Source organism: Streptococcus mitis B6, assembly GCF_000027165.1.
Classification (GTDB): domain Bacteria; phylum Bacillota; class Bacilli; order Lactobacillales; family Streptococcaceae; genus Streptococcus; species Streptococcus mitis_AR.
On the sequence record NC_013853.1, the window covers coordinates 594984 to 615258 of the forward strand.

The 20275-nt window shown below is 41.0% G+C and carries 16 protein-coding genes and 2 pseudogenes; 12 read left to right on the forward strand and 6 right to left on the reverse strand.

The window, feature by feature from the left end; all coding sequences use genetic code 11:
- The first annotated feature begins 76 nt into the window (after positions 1 to 76).
- Positions 77 to 919, forward strand: a complete 843-nt coding sequence (locus SMI_RS03270) for a metallophosphoesterase family protein (protein WP_000975512.1) — start codon at positions 77 to 79, stop codon at positions 917 to 919.
- Positions 920 to 994: 75 nt separating this feature from the next.
- Positions 995 to 1432, forward strand: a complete 438-nt coding sequence (locus tag SMI_RS03275; protein WP_001166793.1) for an Rrf2 family transcriptional regulator — start codon at positions 995 to 997, stop codon at positions 1430 to 1432.
- A gap of 56 nt (positions 1433 to 1488) precedes the next feature.
- Here SMI_RS03275 and SMI_RS03280 read toward each other — a convergent pair whose 3' ends face one another.
- The gene (locus SMI_RS03280; protein WP_001273809.1) at positions 1489 to 2562 is read right to left on the reverse strand and encodes a DUF2974 domain-containing protein; all 1074 of its coding nucleotides are present in this window, start codon (positions 2560 to 2562) and stop codon (positions 1489 to 1491) included.
- A 155-nt stretch (positions 2563 to 2717) separates the two neighbouring features.
- Here SMI_RS03280 and SMI_RS03285 point away from each other — a divergent pair, with 155 nt between their 5' ends.
- The 4 genes from SMI_RS03285 to SMI_RS03300 all read left to right on the forward strand — a co-directional run bounded on the left by SMI_RS03285 (position 2718) and on the right by SMI_RS03300 (position 8012).
- Positions 2718 to 3395 carry a response regulator transcription factor gene (locus tag SMI_RS03285; RefSeq protein ID WP_000548991.1) on the forward strand — a complete coding sequence of 226 codons (678 nt, stop codon included), beginning with the start codon at positions 2718 to 2720 and terminating at the stop codon, positions 3393 to 3395.
- Entirely contained in the window at positions 3388 to 4362 is a 975-nt protein-coding gene (locus tag SMI_RS03290; RefSeq protein WP_000887976.1) for a sensor histidine kinase, read from the forward strand. Before SMI_RS03285 ends, SMI_RS03290 begins: the two co-directional genes overlap by 8 nt.
- A 798-nt stretch (positions 4363 to 5160) precedes the next feature.
- Positions 5161 to 6672, forward strand: a complete 1512-nt coding sequence (locus SMI_RS03295; RefSeq protein ID WP_000938206.1) for an ATP-binding cassette domain-containing protein — start codon at positions 5161 to 5163, stop codon at positions 6670 to 6672.
- Between the two features lie 290 nt (positions 6673 to 6962).
- The gene (locus SMI_RS03300; RefSeq protein ID WP_000147505.1) at positions 6963 to 8012 is read left to right on the forward strand and encodes a DUF389 domain-containing protein; all 1050 of its coding nucleotides are present in this window, start codon (positions 6963 to 6965) and stop codon (positions 8010 to 8012) included.
- Between the two features lie 255 nt (positions 8013 to 8267).
- Here SMI_RS03300 and thrS read toward each other — a convergent pair whose 3' ends face one another.
- From thrS to SMI_RS10735, 3 genes and pseudogenes are all read right to left on the reverse strand, one after another.
- Entirely contained in the window at positions 8268 to 10211 is a 1944-nt protein-coding gene (gene thrS, locus SMI_RS03305; protein WP_000608336.1) for a threonine--tRNA ligase, read from the reverse strand.
- Positions 10212 to 10251: 40 nt separating this feature from the next.
- Positions 10252 to 10460: pseudogene (locus tag SMI_RS10980) on the reverse strand (hypothetical protein).
- Positions 10461 to 10533: 73 nt separating this feature from the next.
- Positions 10534 to 10908 (reverse strand): annotated as a pseudogene (locus SMI_RS10735) (hypothetical protein).
- Positions 10909 to 11114: 206 nt separating this feature from the next.
- Between SMI_RS10735 and rpsO the strand changes: the two are divergent.
- The 5 genes from rpsO to SMI_RS03330 all read left to right on the forward strand — a co-directional run bounded on the left by rpsO (position 11115) and on the right by SMI_RS03330 (position 15418).
- Positions 11115 to 11384 carry a 30S ribosomal protein S15 gene (rpsO, locus tag SMI_RS03310; RefSeq protein ID WP_001018251.1) on the forward strand — a complete coding sequence of 90 codons (270 nt, stop codon included), beginning with the start codon at positions 11115 to 11117 and terminating at the stop codon, positions 11382 to 11384.
- Between the two features lie 527 nt (positions 11385 to 11911).
- Complete coding sequence (locus tag SMI_RS03315; protein WP_000949317.1) at positions 11912 to 12958, forward strand: FecCD family ABC transporter permease; 1047 nt, start codon at positions 11912 to 11914, stop codon at positions 12956 to 12958.
- A 1-nt stretch (position 12959) separates the two neighbouring features.
- Positions 12960 to 13715: an ABC transporter ATP-binding protein gene (locus SMI_RS03320; RefSeq protein WP_000364113.1), complete on the forward strand. Its 756-nt coding sequence runs from the start codon at positions 12960 to 12962 to the stop codon at positions 13713 to 13715.
- A gap of 19 nt (positions 13716 to 13734) precedes the next feature.
- Positions 13735 to 14745 (forward strand): ABC transporter substrate-binding protein, encoded by a 1011-nt coding sequence (locus tag SMI_RS03325; RefSeq protein WP_000722885.1) that lies wholly within the window; start codon positions 13735 to 13737, stop codon positions 14743 to 14745.
- Positions 14726 to 15418, forward strand: a complete 693-nt coding sequence (locus SMI_RS03330) for an alpha/beta hydrolase-fold protein (RefSeq protein ID WP_000176178.1) — start codon at positions 14726 to 14728, stop codon at positions 15416 to 15418. Before SMI_RS03325 ends, SMI_RS03330 begins: the two co-directional genes overlap by 20 nt.
- A gap of 43 nt (positions 15419 to 15461) precedes the next feature.
- Here SMI_RS03330 and SMI_RS03335 read toward each other — a convergent pair whose 3' ends face one another.
- Both SMI_RS03335 and SMI_RS03340 read right to left on the reverse strand, forming a co-directional pair.
- Complete coding sequence (locus SMI_RS03335) at positions 15462 to 16211, reverse strand: lysophospholipid acyltransferase family protein (protein ID WP_000500205.1); 750 nt, start codon at positions 16209 to 16211, stop codon at positions 15462 to 15464.
- A 342-nt stretch (positions 16212 to 16553) separates the two neighbouring features.
- Positions 16554 to 17720 (reverse strand): IS30-like element ISSmi1 family transposase, encoded by a 1167-nt coding sequence (locus SMI_RS03340; protein WP_000163003.1) that lies wholly within the window; start codon positions 17718 to 17720, stop codon positions 16554 to 16556.
- A gap of 179 nt (positions 17721 to 17899) precedes the next feature.
- Between SMI_RS03340 and SMI_RS03345 the strand changes: the two genes are divergently transcribed.
- On the forward strand, positions 17900 to 20236 hold the full coding sequence (locus SMI_RS03345) for a cation-translocating P-type ATPase (RefSeq protein WP_000360031.1): 2337 nt from the start codon (positions 17900 to 17902) through the stop codon (positions 20234 to 20236).
- Positions 20237 to 20275: the final 39 nt, after the last annotated feature.

Consider the following 20275-nt stretch of genomic DNA (forward strand, 5'->3'; position numbering starts at 1 on the left):
TCAAAAAAAGCTAGATTTCTCTAGCTGTGACTTTTTATGTTATACTTATTGCAAGAGAAAAAACGAGGAGATGGATATGATGAAAATAGCTCTTCTTTCAGATATTCATGGAAATACCACCGCCTTGGAGGCTGTTTTGGCAGATGCTCGGCAGCTAGGAGTGGATGAATACTGGCTTTTGGGAGACATTCTCATGCCAGGAACAGGGCGTAGAAGGATTTTGGACTTGTTGGCTCAACTACCGATTACGGCTAGAGTTTTGGGGAACTGGGAAGACAGTCTGTGGCATGGTGTCCGCAAGGAATTGGATAGTACTCGCCCCAGTCAACGCTATCTCTTGCGTCAGTGCCAGTATGTTTTAGAGGAAATTTCCCTAGAAGAAATTGAACTGCTCCACAATCAACCTCTCCAGCTTCATCGTCAGTTTGGGGATTTGACGGTGGGAATTAGCCACCATCTTCCTGATAAGAATTGGGGGCGAGAGTTGATTCATACTGGAGCGCAAGAGGATTTTGACCGCTTGGTGACCAATCCGCCTTGTGATATTGCTGTTTATGGTCATATTCACCAGCAGTTGCTTCGTTACGGGACTGGTGGGCAATTGATTGTCAATCCAGGTTCTATTGGCCAGCCTTTCTTTCTAGATGCCCAGTTGCGGAAGGACTTGCGGGCCCAGTATATGATTTTGGAGTTTGATGACAAGGGCTTGGTAGATATGGATTTCCGACGGGTAGACTACGATGTAGCAGCTGAATTGCAACTGGCTAAAGACCTCAAACTTCCCTATTTTGAGGTTTATTATGAAAGTCTAGTCAATGGTATCCATCATACTCATCATCAGGAATTTCTGAGTGAATTGGCCCAGAAAGAGGGTTATGATAGGGAATTAGATGCTTGGTTGAAAAGTGGTAACGATTGACATTACAACTAAAAAGGGTATAATAATAGAAAAAGAAGAGTAGAGGCAGGCTAGCCTCGTAAAAAGGAGAAGAGGATGCAAATTCCAAGTAGATTTACCATTGCGACTCATATGCTGATAATCATTGCTCTAGAGGGGAGGGAAAACAAGGTGACCAGTGATTTTCTGGCTGCTAGTGTCGGGGTCAATCCTGTCATTATCAGAAAGACCTTGTCCCAGTTGAAGAAGGCAGAGCTGATTTCAGTAGCGCGTGGAACAGGCGGAACAGAGATTGTCAAGGACCTTAAGGACATTAGTCTTTTAGATGTTTATCAAGCGGTTGAGTGTCTTGGTAAGACTGGTCAACTCTTCAGTTTCCATGACAATCCAAATCCAAACTGTCCAGTCGGAGCTCATATTCATGATGTTTTGGATCAAAAATTGGAGAGAATCCAGCTGGCTATGGAGGCAGAGCTTGGTCAGACCAGTCTAGAACAAGTCGTGGCTGATGCAGAGAGTCAAATGAAGGAGTGAATTCTTCTTTAAAACAAAAAAGCTTATGAGAAGTTTTTTGACTTTCATAAGCTTTTTTATCTATTTTTCCAGGCTTGGTAACGGGTATCAATCAATAATTGGGTGAGGCGTCCCATGGTTTCCCTTTCTTCTGTAGTGAGGGATTGAGCTTGGACAAAGAGATGATGAATGTGTTCGATAGCCTTGAAGGAAGATAGGTCATTGATGGAGCTAATCCCAGCATCTAGAATGGTGCCAAAGAAGAGGTCGAAATAGAGCTGAAGTTCCTCATCAGGGACTGTGGACACCCATTCTTTGAAGGTCGTGTCGACTTGTTGGCTATCGCTATTGGTCTTATCCAGTTGGACAAAGTGTTTGTTCTCAATTTGCCAGCTAAAAGTATCGTGCTGTGCGATACCACCCAAGGTAGTACTGTGCATGATGACTTGGCGGGCAGGAATTTCCAGCATCATACCGATGATGGAGCCTTGAGGGATGAAGACCTTGGTTCTATCCATTATCCTTTGATAGCCCTCAGTTTGTGTCAGTTCTTTGTGGAGACCAGGCGTATCAAAGGTATAAACTACTATGATTTGATTTTGCAAGTTTTTCTCAATTTGACTAGCAGCATAGATGGCTAAATTTCCTCCCTTGGAATGCCCAGCCAGAATGACCTTTTGCTTAGGATGGTGGACAAGAAAATTTCTTAGATAGCGTAGGGCGTGCTTTTGAGCAGGAATTTCCTTCATATAGGTCAGGTGGAAATCTTCCTTCCAGCCAATGATACTGTCATCTGTCCCACGAAAGACAATCAGATAGGTATCGAGAGTGAGACGGTAGGTCATAGCCGCAAATTGCTTTTGCAGTTCAGGGTCGATGTCGTTGATAAAATGGGAAAGTTTGCAATTTTTGAAGCGTTTGTGTTGAGCTAGCTCATCTAATAGCTGGAGGCGATTTTTGCTGGTCAGTATGTTCGATTCTCTTGGAACCTGAGGTGCCAAATCTAAAAGTCGCTGAGAACTTGTGGAGACCAGATTATCAAAGGGGAGGTAGGTGGTTTCTGTTAAGGCTAGAATGTCTAACTCATTCAAAGGAAGGTCGTAATAAGAATCGTGTGCGACATCTTTCAGATAATCAAAAATATTGGCCATAAGAGCTCCTTTCTTTTTATTTATCTTATCAAATTTCCCTCAAATTAGCTAGTAGGGTTGCCTCACTTTGTTGGCTGAAAACAAGCTATTTCAAATTCAGTTTCAGACCTTCTAGCATGGAAAAATCTGTTATAATAATAGAAAAGGAGAAGCGCATGCACAAGATTTTATTAGTAGAGGATGATCAGGTTATTCGTCAACAAGTCGGGAAAATGCTCTCTGAATGGGGATTTGAAGTGGTCCTGGTAGAAGACTTTATGGAAGTTTTGAGTCTATTTGTTCAGTCGGAGCCTCATCTGGTTCTCATGGATATTGGACTGCCCTTGTTTAATGGTTATCACTGGTGTCAGGAAATCCGCAAGATTTCCAAGGTGCCTATCATGTTTCTGTCTTCCAGAGACCAGGCTATGGATATTGTCATGGCAATCAATATGGGCGCGGATGACTTTGTGACCAAGCCTTTTGATCAGCAGGTTCTTTTAGCCAAAGTTCAGGGCTTGTTACGTCGTTCCTATGAGTTTGGGCGTGACGAGAGTTTACTGGAATATGCCGGTGTTATCCTCAATACCAAATCAATGGATTTACATTATCAAGGGCAAGTCTTGAATTTGACCAAGAATGAATTCCAGATTTTACGCGTCTTGTTTGAGCATGCAGGCAATATCGTAGCGCGTGATGACCTCATGCGGGAACTTTGGAACAGTGACTTTTTCATTGATGATAATACCCTCTCTGTCAATGTGGCTCGTTTGCGTAAAAAGTTGGAAGAGCAGGGCTTGGTAGGATTTATCGAAACCAAGAAAGGAATAGGGTACGGATTGAAGCATGCTTGATTGGAAACAATTTTTTCTAGCCTATCTGCGCTCCCGTAGTCGTCTGTTTGTCTATCTGCTTTCTTTGACGTTTCTGGTTTTGCTCTTTCAGTTTTTATTTGCCAGTTTAGGAATTTACTTTCTCTATTTTTTCCTCTTGTGTTGCTTTGTAACCATCTTATTTTTCACTTGGGACATATTGGTAGAAATGCAGGTCTATCGTCAGGAACTTCTCTATGGGGAGAGGGAAGCCAAATCTCCTTTGGAAATAGCCTTGGCTGAAAAATTAGAAGCGCGTGAGATGGAACTTTATCAGCAGAGGTCAGATTCAGAAAGAAAACTGACGGATTTGCTGGATTACTATACCTTGTGGGTCCATCAGATTAAGACCCCCATTGCAGCCAGTCAACTCTTAGTTGCAGAAGTAGATGATCGCCAATTAAAGCAGCAGTTAGAACAGGAAATTTTTAAGATTGACTCCTATACCAATCTAGTTTTACAGTATCTGCGTTTAGAAAGTTTCCATGATGATTTGGTCTTAAAGCAGGTTCAAATCGAGGACTTGGTTAAGGAAATAATTCGTAAATATGCTCTTTTCTTTATTCAAAAAGGACTAAATGTCAATCTACATGACCTTGATAAAGAAATCGTGACGGATAAAAAGTGGCTGCTAGTGGTTATTGAGCAAATCATCTCAAACAGTCTCAAGTACACTAAGGAAGGTGGTCTGGAGATTTACATGGACGGTCAAGAGCTCTGTATCAAGGATACAGGAATCGGAATAAAAAACAGTGATGTCCTCCGAGTCTTTGAACGTGGCTTTTCAGGATATAATGGCCGCCTAACCCAGCAGTCATCTGGACTTGGACTTTACCTATCTAAGAAAATTTCTGAAGAACTGGGGCACCAGATTCGTATCGAGTCTGAGGTCGGTACAGGAACGACAGTGCGGATTCAGTTTGCTCAAGTGAACTTAGTCCTTGAGTGAGAAGAGACAATGAGTTTTTACCCAATCTCTTTTTGCTATATTTCAGGATATTTGAAGACTGTTTTTTACAAAACCAATAATAGAATTTTTAATACGGAATATAGTATAAATACTGGTTCAAAGTGAAGTTTTGTATGCTTTATACTTTTGTTGAGTATAAAATCTATAAACTAAGGGTGAATTACAAAAATTAATTTGAGATGAAGTGAATTGTAGACTTGGGAAATGTCTCCTATTCGATTTCAGAATGAATCGTTGATACAGGATTAAAAGAACTGCAGCTTTCTTTTTATTTTGAATGAGATAGGTGTATATAGATTTGTGTAACTGGTGTAGAACTGTTTCCAAGAATTTATTGAATGTATCGAATACACACATTCTATTGATTTTGAACCAGTTTTTAATTTCTAAATGTTATAATAGTTTTATCAAGTAAAAGGAGACTACCATGATTGGAGACAATATAAAATTCTTACGAAAATCACATAATCTGATATAACCAGAATTTTCATGGATTGTGGGTGTGTCACGAAATAGCCTAAATCGTTAGAAAAACTGAAAAAGCTTACTTTCAATAGAAGTATTGGAAATATTCATTTTACATCTATCAAAGAAACATGGGATAGATCTATATTTTACAAAATAGCAAATTATATTTTGAATGATAGTAAAAACTGCAGTACTTGTGTGATTTACAATTATTGCACTCAATGTCCGAGTATCAGACTATCTGAAATAGGGAATAGTAGAGATTGTTCTGCGATATGTAAAAAAACGCATTAGCAAGGAGTATCGTATATGCTACCATATCTTAAAACTATTAGATGGTATCTCTTCTTTAATTTTCTTTTTGGTGTAGTATCGAATATCTGCACAGCTTTGTTACCGTATTTCACGCAGGCATTAATCAAAGGGGATTATCAAGTAGCTCTATATGGTTACTCTATGTCAGTGGCAGGCTATTTGAGTTGTAACTATATCCAAATGATACTTGATTGGAAGCAGGGGATTATCTTTTCGACTACTTTGAAAAATGAGTGGTTTCGTTCACTTCTGGGACTCAGTCACCACGATTTCAAGCAGAAAACAGTAGCAGAGTATATTTCCTATCAATCTAATGACCTAGATTCGTTGGAAAAGGATTACCTTCCTCCATTGATGAGTTTTATCAAACAAATTTTACGTATCATCATTTACGCTTTCATTATTAGCAGAACAATTAATCCTATTGTATCACTGATTTTAATCTTTTCCACTGGAATTAGTATTCAAATTCCTAAAATCGTTGGGAAGTTGACCGCTAATCGTAGACAGGTTTACTTGAAAAAACAAGGAGATTACTATCGAACTTTGGAGGATTTGCTCATGGGACATCATTTGGTAAATAAACTAACTATGTCGAATTTTTTGAATCAACAAAAGAGTTCTCTAAAGAATTTGCAGGATAAGTATTTTAAGTATGGTTTGACAAAAATTACAGGCATCTTATTGACAGGTGTTTCTTTTGAATTCATTAGTCTTGTTCTATTTATTTATTTAGCCTACTCTCTATCTCACCAGCAACTCGGTATTCCTGAGGTGGTGGCGAGTTTCGGATATATTAATGCTTTTTCTGAACCAATACAGGAAATCCTTTATGATTTACAAATGTTAGAGTCCGTAAAGCCTGTAATCAAGAGTTTTCAAAACATTGTTGGGAGACCCGTTTCAGTTCAAGCACCTCAACATTCTTTTGATACGATTACTTTGAAAAACATTTCCAAACAACTGGGAGAATCAAAATTGATAATTACTTCCGCTACGATTCAAAAAGGGGATAAAATTGCGCTTATTGGTAAGAATGGGTCTGGAAAAAGTAGTCTTCTCAACATTTTAAATGGAACAGATGAAGATTTTGAAGGACAAATTGTGCTAGATGGGCTTGTTTTGGACCATCTTTGGGGAAGATTCGGTATGATTCTGCAACAAGAACATACATTTATTTCGAGTTATGAAAATAATGTAACGCTATTCAATAGTTTCAATGAAAAATTCAGAGAAGAAGATTTTGAAAAAATTCCACCACAATCCCTGTCAGGTGGTCAGCAACAACGAATGTATTTAAATCGTGAGAAAAATCGTAAAAATCCATTGCTTATCCTAGACGAACCTTTCTCTGCCTTGGATACTAATCAGTTTAAAATGGAATTGGAAAGAGTTCTGGAACTACCAAGTGCCGTCATTGTTACTTTACATCGCCAAAACGAATTATTAAGTAAGTTTGACCAAGTTTGGGAAATTAAGAATGGAGAACTTGTAATTTTGAAATAGCTAAATTATAAAGAATAAAACGCATAGTATCAAGGTTCTTCTGATACCGTTTTTCCTTCTTCGGATAAGGAAACAAAAATTTCTTGCTTCCTCTATCTGTTCAATTGATAGATTTCGTCAGAGAAAGACTGTAAAATTTTTGATATAATGTTAAGGATGGACTGACGGATACTTAGAGGATAATTTTCAAAAGTATAACAGGTGAGAAGAAAAATATGTCAGTTTGGACAAAAGTCTCTCTACCATCATCCATGCAGAAACAAGATTATATGAAATAAAAGGAGTAACCAATGACCGGAAACTATTCAACACGTGAATACCGTGAGAAATTATATGATGATCTTCATGTTCGATTAAGAGATACAGTGATTTTGATGTGTGCGATTTTTATTGCCTCTATCGGACTAAATATGAACTCAACAGCTGTCATTATTGGAGCCATGTTAATTTCCCCTCTTATGACACCGATTGTTGGACTGGGGTTTGGTTTAGCTATTTTTGATACGCGTTTAATCAAGCAATCTCTAGAGGTTTTATTTACCCAAGTATTGGTTAGCTTGCTTGTCTCGGCTCTGTATTTCTGGATTTCTCCCTTATCTTATGAAAGTAGCGAATTGATTGCACGAACCTCTCCAACCATTTGGGATGTTCTCATTGCTATTGCTGGTGGGATAGCAGGCGTAATTGGTTCAAGGAAAAAAGAAGCAAACAATATCGTGCCAGGAGTAGCCATTGCAACAGCTCTGATGCCACCTATCTGTACTGCAGGTTACGGTTTAGCTAATGGAAATGTACGATTTTTATTTGGAGCTCTCTATCTTTTCTTGATCAACTGTGTCTTTATCATGCTAACCAACATTGTTGGAACAAGAATTTTGATGAGAAAATCTCCCTTAAGTTCATTTAAAGAGCTAAATATTAAAATGAGAATTGGGTTGATATCCTTGATTGTATTATTGATTCTTCCAGCTAGTTATTCAGCAGTCACTCTGACGATAGATCAAGCGCGAAAAGAAGGAATCAAACAGTTTGTAGGAAAAGAGTTCGCCAATCATACGGTTATTAATCAAGTCTACAAATCAAGAAACAATGAGTTGGTCTTGACGGTTGTTGGAGATCCGATTTTAGAAGAAGAATTAGAAACGCTCCACCAAAAACAAGCCTCTTACGGTATTCAATCTGTTCAATTGAAAGTCAATCAAGTTCATAATTCGACAAAATTAGACAGTGATACGACCAAGGAATTTTATGAAACCATTAACAAGTATATCGATCAAAAACTCTCTGAAAAGGATTCACAAAAAGATCTCGTAAAAGAAAATGAAGCAGATAAGGATTGAAGATATTGACCTTATCTAACTTATGAAAGCAAATCTTGTGTGGTGGTTTGGTCAATCACTACTAGCTCGGATTAAATAATACTCTTCGAAAATCAAATTCAAAACACGTCAGCGTCGCCTTACCGTACTCAAGTACAGCTTGCGGCTAGCTTCCTAGTTTGCTTTTTGATTTTCATTGAGTAAAAATATAAAAAGCAACAGCTGTTTTAGTTGTTGCTTTTTAGGTATCTAGGATTTTATCCCAGGTTTTATCTCTTATTTCTCAACACGTGATTTGTTGGCGATATCAGCAAGGATAGCTTGAACAAAATCATCAACTGAGACAGTTTGTGTTTCTTTTTGTCCGTAGCGACGAACGTTGACTGTTCCGTCTTCCATTTCTTTGTCTCCAACGATTAATTGGTAAGGAATCTTGCTTGTTTGTGAAGCACGGATCTTGAACTGCATTTTTTCATTGCGCTCATCTACGTCTGCACGGACACCACGGTCACGGAGTTTCTTCGCCACTTCCCAAGCGTAGTCCACGTGTTTTTCGTTAGATACTGGGATGAGGGTTACTTGGTGTGGTGCAAGCCATGTTGGGAAGGCACCCTTATAGTTCTCAATCAAAATAGCTGTGAAGCGTTCCATAGTTGAGATAACCCCACGGTGGATCATAACTGGACGGTGCTCTTCGCCATCAGCTCCGATGTATTTAAGGTCGAAGCGTTCTGGAAGCAAGAAGTCAAGTTGGATAGTAGAAAGAGTTTCTTCTTTTCCAAGAGCGGTCTTAACTTGAATATCCAATTTTGGTCCGTAGAAGGCTGCTTCACCTTCGGCTTCAAAGTAGTCCACGCCCATTTCATCAAGGGCTGCACGAAGCATGGTTTGAGCATTTTCCCACATCTCATCGTTATCGAAGTACTTGTGAGTATCTTGAGGGTCACGAAGAGAGAGGCGGAAGCGGTATTCAGTCAAGTTGAAATCTTCATAAACATCGATAATCAACTGAAGAGCACGTTGGAATTCTTCTTGGATTTGTTCTGGAGTCACAAAGAGGTGACCGTCGTTAAGAGACATTTCACGTACACGTTGAAGACCTGTAAGGGCACCTGATTTTTCGTAACGGTGCATCATACCGATTTCAGCGATACGGATTGGCAATTCACGATAAGAATGGACGTGATGTTTGTAGACTTCGATGTGGTGTGGACAGTTCATTGGACGAAGGACAAATTCTTCCCCATCTCCCATATCCATTGGAGGGAACATATCTTCACGGTAGTGGTCCCAGTGACCTGAAGTTTTATACAATTCGACAGAAGCGATTGGTGGTGTGTATACGTGTTGGTAGCCCGCAGCGACTTCCTTGTCAACGATATAGCGTTCCAATTCACGACGAATAGTCGCACCATTTGGCAACCAGAATGGAAGTCCTTGACCAACCTCTTGAGAAATCATAAAGAGGTCAAGCTCTTTACCAAGCTTACGGTGGTCACGTTCCTTAGCTTCTTCACGCATTTGAAGGTAGTTTTTCAAGTCTTTCTTGTCAAACCAAGCTGTACCATAGATACGTTGCATCATAGCGTTGTCGCTATTTCCACGCCAGTAAGCACCAGCTACATGGAGAAGGTGGAAGATTTGGATACGACCTGTTGAAGGGACGTGTGGACCACGGCAAAGGTCTACATATTCACCCTGACGGTAGATGGTCAAACCACCTTCGTCTTCAGAGTGTTCTTCAATCAATTCCAACTTGTAAGGGTCATTTTTGAAGATTTCACGTGCCTCGTCTTTAGTAACTTCTTCACGAATAGATGGGAAGTTTTCTTTGACAATTTTTTGCATTTCTTCTTCGATACGAGGAAGGTCTTCGTTAGAGATTTGACCAGCAGAGTTGTCAGTATCGTAGTAGAAGCCGTCTTCGATGGCTGGACCAACTCCCAAGTGAATGTCTGGGAACAGACGACGAGCTGCTTGGGCGAACAAGTGAGCAGCTGAGTGACGCAAGATTGGAAGGGCATCTTCGTGATCAGGTGTCACGATTTCGATGCTTCCATCTTCAGTGATAGCACGAGTAGTGTCGATGAGTTTGCCGTTGAATTTACCAGCCAAGGCTTTTTTAGCTAGGGAATTGCTGATAGATTGGGCAATTTCAAAAGTTGTAACGCCAGATTCGAATTCACGAACAGCGCCATCTGGGAAAGTAATGTTAATCATGATGTTCTCCTTACTTATATTATTGACGAATGTGTTAACCCTATTCTGAAAACAGAGACAGAGGACTGTGAAAGCTAGAAAAACAAAGAGCGACATCCTCAAAAGGACGTCGCAACGTGGTTCCACCTTCATTTATGTTCCTCAAAAAAGAGGGACACCTCTGATTGGCTCTAACGTGGCCACCGTTTTATGTTTTCATAAAAAAGTCAAGAGTAGTATCAGTTTAGGCTTCCTATGCGTTTCCAGCAACCACGCACTCTCTAGTAGAAAGGGACTAAGTGACTTGTCTCTATGGATTATTATAGCATGATTGTGAGATTTTTCAAGGATTTTGTGAAAGTTTTTTGTTTTTCATTTTTTGTAGAATATGCTTGATGCCAATACCGGAAGCCATGCCCACCAGAGCAAAGATTTCATAGGCTAAAAAGTAAAACAAGATAAATTCACCAAAGGTTATGATAGTAAAGCAAAAGAGCAGTCCGTTACCAATTAACTACCAAAGTGAGAAACGGAAACGGTAGCTATAGAGTAACGATATAATCAAGATTACCAGAGGTGTAAGGAAGAGAAGATTGTTTATATAGAATCCCTTGAGTGTAAGGGGGTCAGAAATGATTAGTGATAACAACTCATAAAGAGGCCAATAAAAGAAAAAGATGACCAGATAGTAGGGGAGATGGGAATGGAATCTAGGCATGATAATCATCTCGTTTTAAAAAAAACAGACAACTTAGATCTCTTTCTATAATTATTATAGCATGTTTAAAACAAGAAAGTAAATCTGTTGACAAAGAAGTTAGTTATTGGTAGAATAGGGATTGTCGTAAAGACAAATAACTTCTTCTTGGTTACAGGCATGCCAACCTGTCACTCGGATGAAGCCAAATAAAAAGGAGAAACATCATGGCAATCTCAAAAGAGAAAAAAAATGAAATCATCGCACAATATGCACGTCACGAAGGTGATACAGGTTCAGTAGAGGTTCAAGTTGCTGTCCTTACTTGGGAAATCAACCACCTTAATGAACACATCAAACAACACAAAAAAGACCACGCTACTTACCGTGGATTGATGAAAAAAATCGGTCGCCGTCGTAACTTGCTTGCATACTTGCGTAAAAACGACGTTAACCGTTACCGTGAGTTAATCAACTCTCTAGGACTTCGTCGCTAATCTGCTTTATTTTCCACTTACATTGCGTTGTTACCTTACCTCGATATACTCAAGTATAATCTTCGGTTACGGTTCCTAGCACTGTAAGGTAAAATAAACCAGACATTCTCCCTTCGGGGAGATTTTTTTGTTTCACTAAAATTTTGTACAACCTTCGCCTCGTCGCCTAGTCTATAAACGGTTTATCCAGCAAGACTGGAGCTCTCTGATTTTCAGAGGGCTTTTTGTTTTTATCCGCTTGCTTAGGCCGTGTTCAATTGAGCATATCTTGATAATGAAGCTACTCTAAATTGGGTAGCTTTTTTGTATAGATTTTATCCCAATCTCAAATTAGCTCTCTGATTTCGTCGGGCTTTTTTTTGTTGTCACCTTACCTTGATATGCTCAAGTATTATCTTTGGTTACGGTTCCTAGCACTGCAAAACCAACTATATTCATTTGTTCTCAGCTTGTTACACAGTTGAAAATATGGTATACTTTTCATGAGAATTTTCTAAATTTTTAAGATTCTATCAAAGGAGGTTTGCATGCTTTCCAAATTTTCTGGAAGCCGACAAGACCAGCAATTTGTGTTACTTTTAGTTATTTTGCTAAGTATTTTAGGGATTTCTCTCTTTCTAGCAGTTTCAATGGGATCCGTTGCGATTAATCTAGGAGATACCTATCGGATTATTTTGAGCAGGTTGGGATTTCCTCTTGAGATAGGAGAGATTTCCAAGTCTACTCTTGCCATTGTATGGAACATGAGATTCCCTCGAGTATTGTTAGGTCTGATAGTGGGGGCTGGTCTTTCTATGTGTGGTAGCGTGATGCAGTCTACAGTGAACAATCCCATCGCAGAGCCTTATGTCTTAGGAATATCTGCGGGTGCAACTCTAGGGGCAACCTTGAGCATCATTCTTGGTTTAAAAGTGATGATTAGCCTTGGAGCTTTTCTTGGAGCTATTTTGGCAACAATTGCTGTCCTCATCATTGCCTCTATGCAGGGAAGGATGACGACTTCCAGTCTGATTTTATCAGGAACGGTGGTCAATGCTCTCTTTCTGGCTTTTTCAAACTTTATTATCTCAGTTGGCGCTAATGCGGACAGTGTGATGACCATTAAGTTTTGGACCATGGGTTCTCTTGCCGGGACTACCTGGTCTGACTTAGTCCTGCCAACTATAGTAGTAGGAATGGCCTTTCTATTTTTCTCTACTCAGTATCGTGTTTTCAATGCGATGATGATGGGAGATGAGGCTGCTTTAACTTTGGGGATTCCCTTACGCTTTTATTGGTATCTTTATGTGACCATGGTGGCTGTGCTGACAGCAGTATTAGTGGCAACCTGTGGGATTATTGGATTTGTCGGTCTGATTACTCCTCACTTAGCTCGAGGGTTAGTAGGAACGAGTTACAAGAGGCTTTTTCCTGTTGCAACCTTGCTAGGTGCCCTCTTTGTCATTTGGGCAGACGTACTCTCTCGTATCATCATTCCAAACTCAGAGCTTCCTATTGGTATTTTCACAGCCTTAGTAGGTGCTCCCTTCTTTATTTACATTGTTGGAGGTAGGCGAAGGGAGGTGGGAGTCTGATATGGACTTGATTTGTCAGGATATCCATTTTGGACTAGGAGAGAAAAAAATCCTCAAAGGAGTCTCTCTTAAGGTTGAAGGGAATCAATTTCACACGATATTAGGACCAAATGGAAGTGGAAAAACCAGCCTGCTTAAACTCCTCTATCGTCAGGAAAAGGCGGACAAAGGCTTGATAAGCCTAGATGGAAAGCCTCTGGAACAATGGACGCTCAAAGAAACAGCCAAGCAAATGGCAGTTGTGACCCAGTTTAACCAGCTGCAGTTTGATTGTACAGTTGAGGAAATTGTCTTGCTGGGCAGAACTCCCCACCTCTCTTTTTTACAGAAGGAAAAGGAAAGAGATTATACCCTCGTTCAAGATGCCCTCGTCAAGGTGGATATGCTTGAGAAGAAAACTCGTCTCTATTCGTCTCTGTCAGGAGGAGAGAAACAGCGAGTCTTACTAGCCCGCGCCTTGGCGCAAGAACCGACTCTCTTACTCCTAGACGAACCAACCAATCACCTGGATATCAAGTATCAGCTAGACTTGTTGGCCATTGTGAAGGAGCTCAAGGTCAATGTTCTAGCTGTCCTGCATGATATTCAACTTGCTTGTCGCTATTCGGATTATCTCTATCTGATGAAAGAGGGGGAAATCCTTTACCAAGGGACTCCAAAGGAGACCATCACCCCTGAGTCATTGCAAACTGTATACGGAGTTCAAAGTCAGGTGACTTGGACCGAGGATCAGCAAGCTATGATTCACTATTTATAAGAATGAAAAGGAAAATAAGATGAAAAAAATACTCAGTATTTTACTGGTAACAGTAGCTACCCTAACCATGGCAGCTTGTGGCAATACTACTACAGAAAAAGCTACCACACAATCTAGCACAGAAACAAGTCAAAAGGCCAGTACAGAGACGACTTATCCGTTAACAGTTAAGACCTATGATGCTAAAGGGAATGAAGTCGAACAAGTCTTTGACAAGGCACCTGAAAAAGTTATCACCAACAATCTTTCAACCACTGAAATCTTATTGGAGTTGGGGTTGAAGGATAAAATTGCTGGTATGCTCAATCCAGACAATGCTGTGACGGACAAATACAAGGACGCGATTGCAACTATTCCTCAAATTGGGGATAAAAAAACAGTCTCACAAGAGGCAGTCCTTTCTTATGAGCCAGACGCTGTGATGGGTCGAAACATGATGTTTTCTGAAAAATCCTTGGGGACAGTTAGCACTTGGAATGAAAACAAAATCCCAGTTTATACGCAAAAAGCTTCTCTCTCAACAATTCAGCAAGATTTGGGGAATATCGTAGAAGATGTCAAAAATCTTGGAATGATTTTTAATGTTCAGGATAAGGCTAATGAATACGCAGCCCAATTACAAACTAAAATTGATGCTGTTAAGAAAGCGAATCCAGCAAACCAAGGTGAAAAGAAAAAGGCTTTGATTATGGTTGCTTATAATGATGAAACCTTCGGTGCCTACAAGTCTGCTTTGCAAGAAAGTTTGCTGAACCAACTTGGTTATACAAACGTTGCTACGGGGACATCAGGCTTGACCTTGGAAAATCTTGTGTCAATGGATCCTGAATTGATTATCTATGTAACCAGCGACCGCAATAAAAAATTGGATGAAAAAGCAGTAGAGTTGATGAAGGCAAATGCTGTTTTGGAAAGCGTTCCTGCTATTAAGAATCAAAAAATCATGACCATCTCTTACGATGAATTGATGGACTATGGTCCAGCAGTGATTGATTCCCTTGAGAAAATCAATGACTTTATCAAGCAATAATGAGTTTGATTGGGAAGGAATTCAAGTTAAAATCAGCCTTCCTTCTAACCACGACCCCAATCAAACCTATCCGGCTATTTTATTGAATGATGGAAACTTGGATTTCCTATCGTCCCTTTCCGAATCTGTGATTTTAGTAGGCTTGACCTCTAAAAATCGCTTAGACGACTACACTCCCTGGGTGACATCGGCTTTGAGAGATGGGGCTCCAGATTTTGGAGGTCAGGCCAACGTCTATCATGATCATTTATTTGGAGGCCTTTTAGACAAGTTGCAGTCGCTTTATCGCCTGGACGAAACTCGCCTTGCTTATGGAGGCTACTCACTAGGTGGTTTGGCGGCAGTCTACAGTCTTTTCAGCTTTGACAAGGTTTCCTGTGTCTTTTCCATCTGCGGTTCCTTTTGGTATCCTGATTTTGTGGCTTACTGCAAGGCAGAGACAGTGAAAAATCTAGACTGTTTGCTGTATTTACAGAACGGTCAAAGAGAAGGAGTCCATCATACTAATCGCTTGGCTCAAGCACCAGCCTATGCTGAGCAGATCCATATTAGTCTTCAGAAACGCTATCCGAACGGTCAGTTTGTCTTTGATCCTTATGGACACCATGAACAAGTAGCTGAACGATTCCTAGCTTTTTCCAGCTGGTTGGCCCAAAAATGGAAAATCGAATAAAAGATTTATCCCTTGGCTTTTGCCAAGGGATTGTTATATTTATTTAACCAAGGTTTTCTCTCTTTTTATCTGGATTCCATACGAAGCTCGCGATAAAGCTAAAGATGATGGTTAGGATAGCGAGGATAATGGCAAGGATGAGAGCAGGGATGCGGATAAACCACCAGAGTGGGTTTGGTTTTTTATCATTATGCCATTGTTTCGTTTCTTCGTCTAGACGTTGGAATTCTGTTTGGATACGATTGGCGACTGTTTCAATGCCTTCATCATTCATTTTCTTGATATCTGAGATATCGATTGGATTTCCAAAGTTCATATCAACACGTTCACGGCTAACCAAGCCCTTCAAAGTCATGGGACCTGTGTAGGTAACCGGCATGATACGGACCTTGGCCATTTTGGCAATCAGAGCTACGCCACCCTTGACATCGTTTGAGTGACGGCTCCCACTTGGAAACATGATGAGAGAGCGATTACTTTTTTTGAGAACATTGATAGGGTATTTGATGGCTGAGGCGCTAGGATTTTCACGATCGATAGGAAAGGCACCACACATACGAATCCACCAACCAAAGATACGGTTGGTAAAGAGTTCTTTTTTGGCCATAAAGATGAACTGTTTTGGCTTGGTCGCAAAGGCCATGTAAACAGGATCCCACCAGGTGCGATGAGGCGCAACCAGAATATAATTTTCATCTTGATTAGGAATTTTATCAGTATTATGATAATGGGCATTGCCATTGATGGACCATAGGAGCAAGACAACCAATCCACGTAAATAAGTATAAAACATGCGATCTCCTTCGATTCTTTTCTTGTTATTATTATACCTTATCAAAGGAGGGCTGGCAAACTTTTCCCTTGACGGTAACTTCTAAAACTAACTTCCAGTTTCCCACAACCTAGCTTTTAGTATGAGAAAAATGCGTGAAATCAGTGGAAATCCGTCTTAGACTAACTTCCACTGGTTTTCTTTTTCTTGATATATAAGGGTTCAAAAGCGAAAAGACTCAGAAAAAAGTGCACGACAAATAGCCCTAAAACAGAGTCGTCTTAGAGTAAATTCCAGTTGCTAGCGTTTAGTGTGAGACTTTTCGATGGTGATAAGATGTGTAGTTAGAGGGGAAAATTCCCTTTATTTCAATAAATCAGGTGATAAGTGTGTGTCTTCTGGTTTGACAAATTGGCAACCCAGAAGAGCAGCGATGTCCTCGCCAAAGGTGAAGGTGAAGACGTCGTAAGCAGATTTTCCTTGAAACTCTTCTCGTTTCAAGGAATTGACATGGGAAATGACTAGATTGACGTCTTTCTGAGTCAGTTGGTCAAAGGAAGTGCCCTTGGGAAGAATGGCTCGCAAAACCGTATGGTTCTTCTCAATCCGCCCCTTCTGGTCAGGACGGCTAGGGTCGCAGAAGTAGAGGTGAGACTTCCCATCAATGTCTCGCTCAAGCTCCTCCACATAGGCGAACTCAGATCCGTTGTCTGTGAGAATGACAGGGAACAGCTGATGGAACGCATACCCTCCGTCCATGACTCTTTCTTTCAAAGCTGCGAATTTAGTGGCGACTTCCAGAGCAGTCTTGTTGTCCAAAAGCAAGGCGAAGAGGAAATTACAGAAGGAAACGTTGAAGGTGAGCAGTAGCTTTCCACCAGGTCTGCCGATGACCGTGTCCATTTCCAACCATTTGAAGAAATCATCAGTTTCTCGTAACTCTTGGAAATCTTGATAGGTCCGCCCAATTTTCAGCTCTTTGGGAATAGCTACTTTTCTGGATTTTCTGCGTTCCTTGAACGTGACCATCCGAGGGAAATCAATGGGCTTGGCTGTCAGATAGCCCAGCTTGGCATGCCGATACACCGTAGCTTTCGACACAGGTAGGTTATGTGTCTGAATGATATGGTAGATGCTTTGTTTCTTCTGGATGCCTAGGGTTAAGATCTTGTCCATCTGATAAAAACTTTCCTTGTTTAGGGGAATGCCCTGTCTGGATTCCCTCAACATAGTCTCGTACTGCTCCTGTGCCTTTTTCGCGTAGTAAAGATAGCGGTTAAACCCACAATCCGTCCTCTTTTTTGGACAGTTGTTACAGACATAAGGAGCTTTTTTGAGAAGAGGGCAATCCGTGCAATCAGATTTGACGGATGTTGGATGCATGATGCGATTGCGCTTGATTTCCTTTGAAATCGTTGACGGGTCTTTCCCCATCTTCTCAGCGATGGAACGGAAAGTCTCCTGTTGGCTGATTCCAGTTTGGATGTCAATACGGTCTTCTAGAGTGAGATGTTTTTGTTTTTTCGTCATGAGGTACCTCCTCACGAAAAGTCTCAGACTTAATTCTAGCATAATTCATCGTCTGAGACTAACTTCCAGTTTTGGGAGAGAGATGGAAGTTACTTTGAGAAGTTACGCTTTTCCCTTGACCAGGTCCATATTTGGGATGAGATTAGAATTCTTTTAGAAAAAATGATATGATATAATTTATGGATAAAAATAAGATTATGGGATTAACCCAAATAGAAGTCAAGGATAGACAGGCTAAGGGCTTGGTCAATGATTTTACTGCTTCGGCCAGTACCAGCACTTGGCAAATCGTTAAACGAAATGTCTTTACCCTTTTTAACGCTTTAAACTTTGCCATTGCTTTGGCACTAGCCTTTGTGCAGGCTTGGAGCAATTTGGTCTTTTTTGCCGTGATATGCTTTAACGCTTTTTCTGGAATTGTGACCGAACTGCGGGCTAAGCACATGGTGGACAAGCTCAATCTCATGACCAAGGAAAAGGTTAAAACGATTCGTGATGGCCAAGAAGTGGCTCTGAATCCTGAGGAATTGGTGTTAGGAGATGTCATTCGTTTGTCTGCAGGAGAGCAGATTCCCAGCGATGCCTTGGTTTTGGAAGGCTTTGCGGAAGTCAATGAAGCCATGTTGACGGGGGAAAGTGATTTGGTGCAAAAGGAAGTGGATGCCTTGCTTTTGTCAGGAAGTTTCCTAGCCAGTGGGTCAGTTTTAGCTCAAGTTCATCATGTCGGTGCAGACAACTATGCTGCCAAACTCATGCTGGAAGCCAAGACCGTTAAACCAATCAACTCTCGTATCATGAAATCACTGGACAAGTTAGCAGGTTTTACTGGAAAGATTATCATTCCTTTTGGTCTGGCTCTCTTGCTAGAAGCCTTGCTTTTAAAAGGCTTGCCTCTTAAGCCGTCCGTTGTAAATTCGTCGACAGCCCTTTTGGGAATGTTGCCTAAGGGAATTGCCCTTTTGACCATTACGTCGCTCTTGACTGCGGTGATTAAGCTGGGCTTGAAAAAGGTCTTGGTTCAGGAGATGTATTCTGTTGAGACCTTAGCGCGTGTGGATATGCTCTGTTTGGACAAGACGGGTACTATTACCCAAGGAAAGATGCAGGTGGAGGCAGTTCTTCCGCTGACGGACACTTATGGTGAAGAGGCTATTGCCAGCATTTTAACTAGCTATATGGCCCATAGTGAGGATAAAAATCCAACAGCTCAAGCCATTCGCCAGCGTTTTGTGGGAGAAGTTACTTATCCTATGATTTCGAATCTTCCTTTCTCAAGCGACCGTAAGTGGGGGGCTATGGAGTTGGAAGGGCTAGGGACAGTTTTCTTAGGGGCGCCTGAGATGTTGCTGGATTCTGAAGTCCCTAGAGCCAGAGAGGCCTTGGAGAGAGGGTCACGTGTCTTAGTCTTAGCTATCAGTCAGGAGAAATTAGACCATCACAAGCCACAGAAACCATCTGATATTCAGGCTCTGGCCTTGTTGGAAATCTTGGACCCGATTCGAGAGGGAGCAGCAGAGACGCTGGACTATCTCCGTTCTCAGGAAGTGGGGCTCAAGATTATCTCTGGTGACAATCCAGTTACGGTATCCAGCATTGCCCAGAAGGCTGGTTTTGCGGACTATCACAGCTATGTAGATTGCTCCAAAATCACGGATGAGGAATTGGTTGCTATGGCTGAAGAGACAGCTATTTTCGGACGTGTTTCTCCTCATCAAAAGAAACTGATTATCCAAACCTTGAAAAAAGCAGGTCATACAACGGCTATGACAGGGGATGGGGTTAATGATATCTTGGCTCTTCGTGAGGCGGATTGTTCCATCGTAATGGCGGAGGGAGATCCTGCGACTCGTCAGATTGCCAATCTGGTTCTCTTGAACTCTGACTTTAATGATGTTCCTGAGATTCTCTTTGAAGGTCGTCGCGTGGTCAATAACATTGCCCACATTGCACCGATTTTCTTGATAAAGACCATCTATTCTTTCTTGCTCGCAGTTATCTGTATCGCCAGTGCTTTACTAGGTCGGTCTGAGTGGATCTTGATTTTCCCCTTCATTCCAATTCAGATTACCATGATTGACCAATTCGTGGAAGGTTTCCCACCATTCATTCTGACTTTTGAGCGAAATATCAAACCTGTCGAGCCAAACTTCCTCAGAAGATCCATGCTTCGTGCCCTACCCAGTGCTCTCATGGTTGTGTTCAGCGTTCTTTTTGTGAAAATATTTGGAAGTAGCCAAGGTTGGTCTGAGTTAGAAATCTCAACTCTCCTCTATTATCTCTTGGGGTCAATTGGTTTCTTATCTGTATTTAGAGCCTGCATGCCATTTACCCTATGGCGTGTCCTCTTGATTGTTTGGTCAGTAGGAGGCTTCCTAGCCACAGCTCTCTTCCCAAGAATTCAAAAACTGCTTGAAATTTCAACCTTAACAGGACAAACATTACCTGTTTATGGTGTCATGATGTTGGTCTTTACCGTGATTTTCATTTTGACCAGTCGCTACCAAGCTAGAAAATAAAGAAAGGCTGCAATCTGTGGATTGCGGTCTTTTTAGGTA